Annotated in this window: 11 protein-coding genes; 5 read left to right on the plus strand and 6 right to left on the minus strand. The window is 60.4% G+C overall.

Annotated features, from left to right (window positions below; all coding sequences use genetic code 11):
• Positions 1-548 precede the first annotated feature (548 nt).
• The 3 genes from JI721_RS08295 to glnA all read right to left on the minus strand — a co-directional run bounded on the left by JI721_RS08295 (position 549) and on the right by glnA (position 4,012).
• The gene (locus tag JI721_RS08295; protein WP_274457551.1) at positions 549-1,868 is read right to left on the minus strand and encodes an MFS transporter; all 1,320 of its coding nucleotides are present in this window, start codon (positions 1,866-1,868) and stop codon (positions 549-551) included.
• A gap of 3 nt (positions 1,869-1,871) precedes the next feature.
• On the minus strand, positions 1,872-2,387 hold the full coding sequence (locus JI721_RS08300; RefSeq protein ID WP_307016657.1) for a mismatch-specific DNA-glycosylase: 516 nt from the start codon (positions 2,385-2,387) through the stop codon (positions 1,872-1,874).
• A gap of 200 nt (positions 2,388-2,587) precedes the next feature.
• Positions 2,588-4,012: a type I glutamate--ammonia ligase gene (glnA, locus tag JI721_RS08305; RefSeq protein ID WP_274457552.1), complete on the minus strand. Its 1,425-nt coding sequence runs from the start codon at positions 4,010-4,012 to the stop codon at positions 2,588-2,590.
• 300 nt (positions 4,013-4,312) lie between these two features.
• Between glnA and JI721_RS08310 the strand changes: the two genes are divergently transcribed.
• Together JI721_RS08310 and JI721_RS08315 are read left to right on the plus strand one after the other, a co-directional pair.
• Positions 4,313-5,098, plus strand: a complete 786-nt coding sequence (locus tag JI721_RS08310; RefSeq protein ID WP_274457553.1) for an alpha/beta hydrolase family protein — start codon at positions 4,313-4,315, stop codon at positions 5,096-5,098.
• Positions 5,099-5,113: 15 nt separating this feature from the next.
• A complete protein-coding gene (locus JI721_RS08315) occupies positions 5,114-5,590 on the plus strand; it encodes an NUDIX hydrolase (protein WP_274457554.1) in 477 nt (158 codons plus the stop codon).
• A gap of 106 nt (positions 5,591-5,696) precedes the next feature.
• Here JI721_RS08315 and JI721_RS08320 read toward each other — a convergent pair whose 3' ends face one another.
• Entirely contained in the window at positions 5,697-6,404 is a 708-nt protein-coding gene (locus tag JI721_RS08320) for a hypothetical protein (protein ID WP_274457555.1), read from the minus strand.
• Between the two features lie 287 nt (positions 6,405-6,691).
• On the opposite strand from JI721_RS08320, the gene proC reads away from it, so the two are divergent.
• Complete coding sequence (gene proC / locus JI721_RS08325; protein WP_274457556.1) at positions 6,692-7,564, plus strand: pyrroline-5-carboxylate reductase; 873 nt, start codon at positions 6,692-6,694, stop codon at positions 7,562-7,564.
• Positions 7,565-7,662: 98 nt separating this feature from the next.
• Here the strand turns inward: proC and JI721_RS08330 are convergent, their stop codons facing one another.
• Positions 7,663-8,166, minus strand: a complete 504-nt coding sequence (locus tag JI721_RS08330; protein WP_274457557.1) for a MogA/MoaB family molybdenum cofactor biosynthesis protein — start codon at positions 8,164-8,166, stop codon at positions 7,663-7,665.
• A 204-nt stretch (positions 8,167-8,370) separates the two neighbouring features.
• On the opposite strand from JI721_RS08330, the gene JI721_RS08335 reads away from it, so the two are divergent.
• Both JI721_RS08335 and JI721_RS08340 read left to right on the plus strand, forming a co-directional pair.
• Positions 8,371-10,113 (plus strand): phospho-sugar mutase, encoded by a 1,743-nt coding sequence (locus JI721_RS08335; protein WP_274457558.1) that lies wholly within the window; start codon positions 8,371-8,373, stop codon positions 10,111-10,113.
• 22 nt (positions 10,114-10,135) lie between these two features.
• Complete coding sequence (locus tag JI721_RS08340; RefSeq protein ID WP_274457559.1) at positions 10,136-11,323, plus strand: MFS transporter; 1,188 nt, start codon at positions 10,136-10,138, stop codon at positions 11,321-11,323.
• A gap of 54 nt (positions 11,324-11,377) precedes the next feature.
• Here the strand turns inward: JI721_RS08340 and JI721_RS08345 are convergent, their stop codons facing one another.
• Positions 11,378-11,578 (minus strand): cold-shock protein, encoded by a 201-nt coding sequence (locus JI721_RS08345; RefSeq protein WP_274457750.1) that lies wholly within the window; start codon positions 11,576-11,578, stop codon positions 11,378-11,380.
• Positions 11,579-11,816: the final 238 nt, after the last annotated feature.

The raw sequence follows: 11,816 nt of genomic DNA on the forward strand, positions 1-11,816 counted from the left end.
CACGTTCGCCGTCGGCCCGCATAGGGCACGAAACCCGCCTTATGCATCGGGATCGCGGCCTTTGGCGGGCGGCGCAAGGCACAAAACCTTCCTTAAGCGTCGTCCTCACGTTCGCCGCCGGCTCGCATAGGGCATGAAACCCGCCCTATGCATCGGGATCGCTGCCTCTGGCGGGCGGCGCAAGGCACAAAACCCGCCTTAAGTGCCGGCCCACGTTCGCCGTCGGCCCGCATAGGGCACGAAACCCGCCTTATCATCGGGATCGCGGCCTTTGGCGGGCGGCGCAAGGCACAAAGCCCGCCTTATGCATCGGGATCGCTGCCTCTGGCGGGCGGCGCAAGGCACAAAACCCGCCTTAAGTGCCGGCCCACGTTCGCCGTCGTCCCGCATAGGGCATGAAACCCGCCTTATGCATCGGGATCGCGGCCTTTGGCGGGCGGCATAGGGCACAAAACCCGCCTTAAGCGTCGTCCCACGTTCGCCGCTGGCCCACGTTCGCCGCCGGCTCCGCGGCCTCTGCCGGCCCGCACAAGGCACAACCCCTCCCCTTATGCCTCGGCCTCCATCTCCGCCAGCCTTGCCTTCACTGCGGCAAGCCGCTGGCCGCGCAGCGGGTAGAACACGAAGGCGGCAACCGCGATGAGGACGGAAATCATCGGCGCGAAACTCATCAAAAAGTGGATGCCTGTGGCGACTGTTGGTGCTTGGTGGGCGGCACCCGCAACGTAGTGCGACCGATTGAGCACGGTGGTTGTGAGCACAGCGTTCAAGGACACGCCCCAGCGAACGATGAACCCCTGAACGCCGAAGTACATGCCTTCGCGCGGGGTGCCTGTTTTGACGTGATCTTCGTCAATCACGTCGGACAACAGGACGTCGAGTAAAATCATCAACCCTGCGAGGCTCAGCCCGAGGACTCCGGCCCACATGATGGCCAGGGCGCTCGACGAAACGAACCAGAATCCGATGAGGGACGCGGCAAACAGGATGCCGGATGTCATCACCGCGTTCCGTGGACCGATGCGGTTGGTGACGGCGCTCCAAACGTAAACCATCGGGATCGCGACGATAAACATGGCCCCGAGCATGTAGGTCTGCGCCGCCCCGGACGCGTGCAGCACGTACTCACCGAAAAACGGGACGGCGCCCGGGATGATTTGAAAGGCGAGTTGGAAGAAGAATGATCCGATGACATAGAACACAAAGGCCGGGTTTCGGAACGTCGCCGACAAGGCTTTGCCTAAGGGGAGTCCGGCTTCGACGAAGTGCGTGTCGCGCGGATTCCATGCGCCCCAAACCGCTGCCAGGAAGCTGATGAGGCCGACGATGCCAAAAATGAGCCCGAGTGCGGTCCAGCCGTACGTCTTGTAAATGACTGGAGGCAGCGCGACACCGACAATCATGCCGATGATGCCGAACATTTGCCGCCACGCGGAAACGACGGAGCGCTCGCGCAGCTTGTGGAACAACTCTGGAAACAGGGAGGTCCAGTTCAGGACGACGAACACGTAAAAGATGTCATAGAGGAGCACCACAATAAAAAAGTACACGAGTAAGGCCTGGAGGTGTCCGCGGGGGACCAAGGGGGTCCAAATCAGCACGTACACGATGGCAAGCGGCACCATGCCGCCCAGCATCCAGGGGAGTCTGCGGCCAAGGCGTGATCGCGTCCGGTCTGACAATTGACCGGACAGCGGGTTTAAGACCGCGTTGAAGATGCCGTGGATGACGAGTGCGGTGGAAATCCATTCGTCCGGCACCTTCAGTTGGTCGACATAGTAGAAGTAGGCGAATGCAGAAAAGGCCTGAATCAACATGCTGGCGCCAACATTGCCGGCGCTGTAGGAAATCATCCGTCCCGTGCGCATCCTTCACGGCTCCTTTAGGTATTGCATGAATTTCGTCAGTTCAGCGTAAATGGAGACCTGTTCAGCGAGCGTCATCCGAACGAGGCCGCTCGACGAGGGGCCGACAAAGTCCATCACGCCTTCCAGCACGGGCTCCGCTTGAAACCCCCATTGCACCTTGCGCCGTGCACTGTATCGCTCGTACACCCCTTTGCCGACATAGCAGGCGACGCGAGGGCGATACTGTTTGAGCTTCTCTCGCAGGATGCGGGCGCCTTCCCGATATTCCTCGGCGGTCAGCTCGTCCGCCCGCTTCGTGGGGCGGGCGACCAGGTTGGTGAAGCCGTAGCCGTAGTCCTCCAGCAGGTGCGGGCTTTCTTCCGGCGTGTACAGACGCGCTGTGAGACCGCTTTCGTACAGAATGCGGTAAAACCGGTTGTTGCGACCCGCGTAGTTCAATCCTCGCTCATGGGATGTGATGGACGGGTTGAATCCGACAAAGATGACTCGCAGGCCCGCGCGCAGCTTCTCTTGAATCAAAGGGGCTGCTGCGCCTCCTTTCATCGGCAGTACGGGTGTCACACCCAGCGGCCTTTGCCCAACCATAAACCGTAATGATGGAGAATTCAAGCAGGCGGTTTCGCGAACCAGGCGGTTTCGTGAACAAATCAAACACCCCGCGCAGTGACGGCATCACTGCATGCGGGGTGCGGTGCTCCCTGTGAATGGGGCTGGCTGGATTACAGGTCGAGATACAACTGGAACTCGTACGGATGCGGGCGCAGGTTGAGCGGCTCGATTTCCGTCGCGCGTTTCAGGTTGATCCAGTTGTAGATGAAATCCTTGCTGAAAACGCCGCCCTCGAGCAGGAATTCGTGGTCATTTTCGAGCGCGGCAAGGCTTTCTTCGAAGGACGACGGCACGCTCTGAATCTGCTGCTTCTCTTCTTTGCTGAGTTCGTAGATGTTCTTGTCGATGGGGCCGAAGCCGAGTTCGGTCGGGTCCAGCTTGCGGCGAATCCCGTCCAAGCCAGCCATGAGCATCGCAGAGAAGGCCAAGTACGGGTTTGACGTCGCGTCCGGTGTGCGGAATTCGATGCGAACGGCCTTCGGCGACACGGACGCGATGGGCAGACGGATGGCTGCACTGCGGTTGCCCTTTGAGAACACCAGGTTGACCGGTGCTTCATATCCTGGCACAAGGCGCTTGTAGGAATTGGTGCTCGGGTTGGAGAACGCCAGCACGGCCGGGGCGTGTGTCAGGATGCCTGCGATGTAGTGTTTCGCCAAGTCGCTGATGTTGCCGTAACCGCCTTCCTGGTAGAACAGCGGGTCGTCTCCGTTGAACAAGCTCTGGTGTACGTGCATGCCCGACCCGTTGTCGCCGTAAATCGGCTTCGGCATGAACGTCGCAACTTTGCCGTGCTTGTAAGCAACCTGGCGGACAATGTATTTGTAGAGCATGGTGTTGTCGGCTGTTTTGGTCAGCGTGCTGAAGCGGAAGTTGATTTCTGCCTGCCCGGCCGTCGCGACTTCGTGGTGATGACGCTCGACGCGGAGTCCGGCTTTCATCAACTCAAGCACGATTTCCGTGCGGATGTCCTGCTGTCGGTCGGTGGGCGGCACCGGGAAGTACCCCGCCTTGTTCTTCACCTTGTACGCCAGGTTGGGACCTTCTGCACGGCCGGTGTTCCACATCGCTTCTTCGGAGTCGATGCTGTAGAAGGCGCCTTGCGAGCTGGCGTCAAACCGCACATCGTCGAACAGGAAGAATTCCAGCTCCGGTCCAAAGTTCGCGTGCGTCGCGATGCCCAGCTTTTGCAGGTAGGATTCTGCCTTTTCCGCGATATACCGTGGATCCCGGTCGTACCGCGTACCGTTCGGCTCATACACCTGGCACATCAGGCCGAGGGTCGGCACGGCGTAGAAGGGGTCAACGAAGGCTGTATCGAGAATCGGTTTCATCACCATGTCGCTGTTTTCGATGGACCGGAAGCCCTGAATGCTCGACCCGTCAAATGCGACACCGTTCTCGAGCATGTCTTCCGTGACTTCTACGGCAGGAATCGTTACATGGTGTTGTCGTCCGGGTACGTCTACAATTCGAAAGTCGACCATCTCTACATTGTTTTTCGCCATCAAATCCAATACGTCGCGAGGCGTCAAGGTTCTCCACTCCTATACTGGTCGAATCAATTTTGCTCCTATTCACTATAGGAATAGACAACGGATGCCGTCAACCGAATATGTAAGAAAATATGACATTAATTCACGAACTTTTCGTGCCGAACAGACTTCGGCGTCCATGGGTGCCGCGAGTTTGACACAGGTGTCGTTTGTGCTCTGGACCGCTATACTAAAGAAATGAATCATCGCTGCGGAGGGGTGCGGCCGGCACGGATCAGACCACGCGCTTTTGTGGACCATCACCTAGGTGCCAAGTTCCATTGGACGGAGGGAAACGATATGCAGAAGGCCGTTGAGTTACAGCACCAGGGGCTGACCCTGCGGGGGATGCTGCACGTACCGGAGGACGGACAAGGCCCGTGGCCAGCCGTCATCATTTACCACGGGTTCACGGCCGACAAGCTGGGACCGCATCAAATGTTCGTGAAGCTGTCGCGTGTCCTGGCGAACATCGGAGTGGCGGTGGTTCGCTTCGATTTTTCCGGCAGCGGCGAGAGTGACGGCCTGTTTCAGGACATCACGGTGACGCGGGAGGTCGCGGAGGCAAACGCGATGTTAGATTTTGCGGCGGGCCTCGCGGAGGTGGACGCCGCGCGCATCACGCTGGTCGGCCACAGCGTAGGCGGTCTCGTCGCGAGCATCGTTGCCGCCAGCCGGCCAGCGGACGTTCGGCGCCTGGTGCTGATTGCACCCGCAGGCAACTTGCGGGAGTTTGTCTTCACGATGGCGCGGCAGGTCGGCGTGGGTGGACCGGGCGGTATCGACCCGCAGGCGGACGTGTTTGATTTGGAAGGCAATCTGGTCGGGCGGTCGTTCGCGCTGGACCTGCTGACCCTGGATGCGTATGAACGGGCGAAATCGTACACGGGCGACGTGCTGCTGGTGCACGGCACCGATGACGCCACGGTGCCCCTCGCGGTGTCTGAAAGCTACCAGGAGAAGGTGTACGGCGGGCGGGCACAGACGCGGTTCATTGAGGGCGCGAACCACACCTTTTCCAAGCACGTATGGGAGCAGGCGTTGATTGACACGATTTGCGACTTCGTCCGGCCTTCGGACGCGTGAAGGAGGGGGCAATCGGTGGCCAGAGCGCGTCCGTCGGGTTCGCATGGGATGCTGGTGCGTGTGTATGGGGGCATGCCGGCATGGCTGCGCAGTTTGGCGATCCGGCTGCTGAAGCCGACCTACCCGATTGCGGTGGTCGTCGTAGTCTTCAATGCGCGCCAGGAGTTTCTGCGGCTGCGTCATACCTATCGTGATCCGGCGTGGCGTTTACCCGGCGGGCTGGTCGAGCGCGGGGAAGATGTGGCCGTCGCCGCTGCGCGTGAAGTGTATGAGGAAGCATCCTGCGTCGTGCGCGTGCTGCGCATCGTGGATGCCGTGGCCACAGGGCCCTCGTTTGATGTCGCGATCGTCGCTGAGCTGATGGAGGAACGGCCGTTTGTGCCCAATGCAGAAACGGACGCGCGCGAGTGGATCGGCATGGCGCGCGCGGGAGAACTGCCAGACGTTCAAGAACGGTTCGTGCGCGCGGCGTGGGCCGTGCTGTATGCGTAAACGCCAGCGTATCGAAACGGCGTTTGCGCGGCCAGACAACAAGTCCTCGCCCGCGGCTGGGGCGAGGACTTGCAGTTCTGCGTGATGAATTGCGTTGGCGAGGATCTTAGTTGCCGAGGCTGCCCAGGGCGTTGGTCAGCGTGCTGGGGCTGAGGCTGCCAAGCGCGTTGGTCAGCGTGCTCGCATTCGCGCTGCCCAGGGCGTTGGTGATGGTGCTCGGATCGAGGCTCGGCAGGCTCGGCAGTCCACCCGTCGGCAGGCTGGGCAGGCCGGATGGCGGCGTCACAGAGAAAGAACCGCCGCTTTTTCCGTTCGGATTGAGCGTGCCGGAGAACGAACCACCCGATCCATTGGGGCCAGAGAGAGAGCCGCTCATCGACGCGCCCTTCGACGTGGACAGGGACGAACTGGTCGATCCGCCCAATCCATTTGGCCCAGACAGCTTGGAGCTGAAGGAGCCTCCGCTCGTGCTCAGGGAGGACTTCGCCGAGGCGCTGCCGGTGCCGCTCGGTCCATTCAGGGAAGTAGAGACAGCGCCGGAAGGTGCAGAGGTAAAGCTGCTGGACAGGCTGCCGCCCGAGCCATCCGGTCCCGACATGCTGGAGGAAAAGGAGCCGCCGCTCGTGGACAGGCTGGAGGACTGCTTCACGCCCAGGGAAGACGCGCTCGATCCGGTCAGGCTGGACAGCCCAGGGAGACTGGCTAACGGGGACGACGACAAGGCGGGGGCGACCCCGGTCGCGCCTGCTGCAAAACCGCCAACGGCCAAAACTGCTGCGCCCGACACGATTTTCGTGATAAGACGACCCTTCATCTGCAAAATCCCTCCAAATGGATAAATTACCTTGCACCGCTCCTCATGAATGGCATGCTCACAAGCCTCGACGCTCCTGAGGCGGCCAAAGTATTCAGTCATTTACAGGTTCGTGCAGTCGACGCGTGTTTTTGGGTGTACTACCCAGGATGCAGAAAATTCTTTTGCAATCGTTTTCTGGCGTTGGAAGGCGTTCCACTGTCCTTGTTCGCGTGACGGGAGCGGCGTATAATCAGCCGTATTAAGATTCTGTATTTTGAATTTACATGCGAATGGGTGCGTGATGAATGAATCCGGACTACAGCATATTTGTCGTGGGCGCTGGCGCAATGGCAGAGGCGTTTATTCGCGGGATCACGGTGCGCGGCGCGGTGGACCCGAAGCAAATTTATGTCATCAACCGTTCCGGACGGGCGCGGTTGGAGGAACTTCAGCGGCTGTATGGTGTGGTGCCGACAGACGCGCTGTCCGACGCAGCGGAGTGCGACCTGGTGGTGATGTCCGTCAAGCCTGCCGATATGGCGGCGGTGCTCCAGCAGCTGCGGCCGTTCCTGCACGGCCAGGTGGTGGTCTCGTTTGCTGCGGGACTCACACGCGCCTGGCTCCATGAGCAAGTGGAGGGACGGGCGCACGTCATCCGCACGATGCCCAATATTCCGGTCGCTGTGATGTCCGGCGTCACTGCGGTGACGTGCGGTCCAGACTTGGATGCACAGGAGCGCGAGCATGTACTGTTCCTGCTGCGTCAGTTGGGTGAGGTTGTGGAACTGTCCGAGGACATGATGGATGCGGTGACCGCGTTTTCGGGCAGCGGGCCTGGGTTCGTCTGCTATGTTCTGGAAGCGATGGAGAACGCGGCGGTTCAGCTGGGTTTTACACCCGAGACCGCGCGTCTGCTGCTGCTGCAAACGGTTGTCGGAACGGCGCGCACTCTGGATGAATGGGGGCTGTCGCCGGCCGAACTGCGCAAGCGGGTGACGTCCAAAGGGGGCACCACCCATGCGGGCATCCAGGCGATGCAGGACGCAAACCTGGATGGCATCATCGCACAGGCGCTGCGCGCTGCCGCCCAGCGCTCCGCGGAAATGGGGCGCGAATATCGCGGCGAAGACAGCGAAGCGGTCGCTCCGGACAGCGCGGCACGGTCGCGTTTTCGCTGATCCCGGCACCGGCCCGGGCCTTTGACCGGGCCGCCCTGCCAGCGAAAGTCCCGCTGCGGCTCAGCCAGCCCGGCACAGGTCCGGCCGGTAAAAGGCGGTCATCGGCTTTCGTGCCGGGTGTGTCCTGCGAGGATGTCCAGCGTGTGAGGCAGCACGGGCAAAATGACGTCCAGGCACTCCTTGACGGCTTTCGGGCTCCCCGGTAAATTGACGAGGAGTGTCGAGCCGCGCGCGCCCGCGACCTGCCGAGATGTCATCGCGAAGGGCGTCTTTTTCAGGCTCTCCATCCGCATCGCTTCCGCCATGCCCGGCAGTGCCCGGTCGATCACGTCCAACGTCGCCTCCGGCGTGACATCGCGCGGCCCCAGTCCCGTTCCGCCGGTGGTAACCACCAGTCGAACCTGAGACTCATCGCATAGCTTGCGGAGCAATGCGGTAATCTGGCCGCGCTCGTCCGGGAGAATGTGGCGCGCGACCACCTGAAATCCGGCCTGCGTCAAAATGTCGGCGGCCAAATCGCCGCTGGTATCTTCCCGCTCTCCTCGGCTGCCCGCGTCACTCAAGGTCACCACGGCGGCTGTTCGCCGGTGTACATCTGTCAAAGCCCGCTCACCTCCACAGGGTTGTCGTGGTTCCTTTCATCGGTCGTCCCTATCGTAATGCAGCGGGGCGCACTGCACAATCCGCCGAACGCAAATGCCCGGGAAGTCACCCGACCCCCCGAGAAGGCAGCCGCCCCTCATGGTACAATGGGGTACGTAAACCACCTGGGCGACAAACTGCAGGGCTTGGAGGGGCGGTAGACGATGGACGCGCAGCGTGAAGCGATGGAGAGATATCGTCAATGGCAGAGTGCTGGACCCCACCCGGAGGAAATTGAACAAGACTTGCGGGACATCGCGCATGACCCGGCAGCCATTGAAGAGCGCTTTTACCGCGATCTTGCCTTTGGCACGGGGGGCTTGCGCGGACTGCTGGGTGCTGGGACGAATCGCATGAATCGGTATACCGTGCGCAAGGCGACCGCGGGACTGGCTCGGTATCTTCACCGCAACCGTCCGGCGTCTGCAAAGCAGGGCGTCGTGATTGGCTATGACTGTCGGCGGATGTCGCCGGAATTCGCGCTGGATGCAGCGCTGGTACTGGCAGCACAGGGCATCAAAGCCTACCTGTTCGACCACCTGTGTCCGACGCCCGAGCTGTCGTTTGCCGTGAGAACGCTGGGGGCGGCGGCAGGGGTGATGGTCACCGCCAGCCACAACCCGCCCGAATACAACGGCTACAAAGTGTACGGCCCGGACGGCGGCCAGATTCTCCCAGAGGCGGCGAATGCGGTTACAGCGGAAATCCAAACGGTCGGCGACCTGTTTGCTGTTGAACTGGCGCGGCGGCAGGAGGCGGAAGCGGACGGACGGCTGATATGGGTGCGGGAAGAGATGGACACCGCGTACGTGGACGCAGTCGTGCAAAGCATCCGCGTGGCGGGCGTGGAACAACGTGATCGGCAAAACCTTTGCATCGTCTACACGCCTCTGCACGGGACGGGAAACCGAACGGTCCGGCAGTCCCTGGCTGCTGCGGGTTATGCGCAGGTGTATGTGGTTCCGGAACAGGAGCAGCCGGATGGGGAGTTCTCGACGGTCCGCAGCCCCAATCCGGAAGAGCCGGACGCGTTGTCGGCAGCGATTGCACTGGCGGGGCAGGTCGATGCGGACATCGTGATGGGGACCGACCCAGATGCCGATCGCGTTGGCATTGCCGTCCGGCACGGGGGGACGTACCGCCTCTTGACGGGCAATCAGGTCGGCGGCCTGTTGGTCGAGTTTTGGCTGCGGCACAAACAGGCGGCGGGGACCCTGCCGCACAACGGAATCGTGTTCAAGACGATTGTCACGTCGGGTCTGGGGGCGGCGGTGGCAAAACGTTACGGTGTCACCGTCGAGGATACGCTGACCGGCTTCAAGTACATTGGCGCCAAAGCGACGCAATATGAGCAGACGGGCGCTTTTGCGTATCTGTTTGGCTACGAAGAGAGCTACGGGTACTTGGCCGCTCCGATTGTACGTGACAAGGATGCGGTGCAGATCTGCCTGCTCATTGCGGAAATGGCGGCCGAATACAAGCGCCAGGGGCAGACGCTGGTGGACGGTCTGGAGGCGCTCTACCGGCAAGTGGGTTACTTTGCGGAGTCGCTCATCAGCGTGACCTTGCCCGGTGTGGATGGCATCCGGCAGATTGCATCGAGCATGGAGCGGCTTCGCCAGGAAGCGCTGTTTGTGGAAGGGATGCAGCTCGAATCTGTGGAAGATTACCTGTCCGGCATTCGTTCGTTTGTCGATGGAAGGCCCCCGGAAGAACTCACCCTGCCACAGGAGAACGTCATCAAATACAACTTTTCCAATGGCTCTTGGCTGGCCGTGCGTCCCTCTGGCACAGAACCGAAGCTGAAGGTGTATCTCGGTGCCGTTGGAGACGGCGAGGCGGCTTGCCAGGCGACACTGGAGCGGATGAAACGAGCCATGGAGGGATATTTGCCGCATCCAGGCTGACTTGAAAAGAGGCGCAAGCAGATTGGCATGGAAGCGAACACTATGGATTTTGTGGGCATGTAACTTCATCGTGATGGCTGGCATGAACCTGGTCATTCCGTTTTTACCGTTGTACATCGGTACCTTGGGCGTGCACAATATTGCGTCACTGGAACGCTGGTCCAGCTGGGTGTTTTCCGCGCAATTTATCCTGTCGTTTGTGTTTCAGCCCATCTGGGGTGCGTGGGCCGACAAACATGGGCGCAAAATGATGCTGCTTCGAGCTGGCTTTGGCATGGGCGTCATGACGGGACTCATGGGGCTGGTCGGTGCGCCCTGGGAGCTGTTGGTGCTCCGCTTTATCAACGGGCTGTTCTCCGGGTTCATCTCGATGGCGGTTTCCTTGCAAGCCTCTGTCACGCCGGAGAAGGAGTCTGGGACGGCGCTGGGCGTGCTGCAAACGGGTGCTGTCGCCGGGTCGTTGATTGGACCGCTCATTGGCGGCTGGCTCGCCGAACAAATCGGCTATCGCGCCGTCTTCTTCTGCACGGGCGGGTTGTTGGTGGTTGCGAGTGTCATTGTGATGTTGTTTGTCCATGAGTCCACGGCTGCCAAGGATACGAAAAGAGAAAGAAAGCGGGTCGGGCTGGGCACGCTTCGTCCGCTCATCCCGGTGTTTGTCGCGTCTTTGGTGACCCAGGTCGGCATGATGAGCATCGAGCCGATTGTGACTGTGTACGCGAAGACGTTGTACCATGGGGCGCATTTGGCGCTTGTCGCGGGTCTGGTGGTGGCCGCCACTGGCATCGCCAACCTCGTCGGGTCGCCGACGCTGGGACGCTTTGGCGACAGAATTGGGCAGCGACGGATTCTCGTGCTCGCCATGTTCATGGCTGCGGTGACGTATGTACCGCAAGCGCTGGCGCAGGGCATCACCACCTTGCTGATCGGCCGCTTCTGCCTGGGGTTGTTTATTGGCGGCATGATCCCGTCGCTCAACGTGCTCGTCAAAAAGCTGGCGCCACCGGAATATCTGGCGACCGCGTATGGTTTCAATTCGAGTTCCTTGTTTCTGGGAAACCTGCTGGGCCCTCTGTTAGGCGGCGCGGTCGCGGCGTCATTCGGCATCCGAAACGTGTTCTACGTCACCATGGGCATCCTTGTCATCAATGCGTGTACGATCGCGTTCAATCGGCAGTTGGAGATGCGCCCTCGTCACGAAGCGGCGTGAGGGAGACAAAGAAAACGCCCCGTCGAAACGGGGCGTGTTATTCCGAAGTTTGGATTACAGCTTGCTGACGTTCGCAGCCTGCGGGCCGCGCTGTCCTTCGACGATGTCGAACTCAACGCGTTGGCCTTCTTCCAAAGTGCGGAATCCATCACCGAGGATAGCGGTGTAATGAACGAATACATCATTGCCGCCTTCAACCTGGATGAAGCCGTAGCCTTTCTCGGAGTTAAACCACTTCACTGTACCTTGCACGATATTGCCTCCTACCAAGTACACTCGTACTCGCATAAATTTGCCTTGCCTCGCCATCGTATCACTTCGTATAGGGTAAGTCAATGCAAACGTTCATAAATACTGACTTTTCGGAAAGGGCAAGTGCAGGGAGATCATACATTATCTTAAAGATTTCACTTGGGAAGGCAGGTTTCAAATCAAGGCCAATCTGGGTACACTGAGGAATACATACATGGATTGGCTCTGTCGACTTGCGCGC

It is taken from the genome of Alicyclobacillus cycloheptanicus (assembly GCF_028751525.1).
Classification (GTDB): domain Bacteria; phylum Bacillota; class Bacilli; order Alicyclobacillales; family Alicyclobacillaceae; genus Alicyclobacillus_L; species Alicyclobacillus_L cycloheptanicus.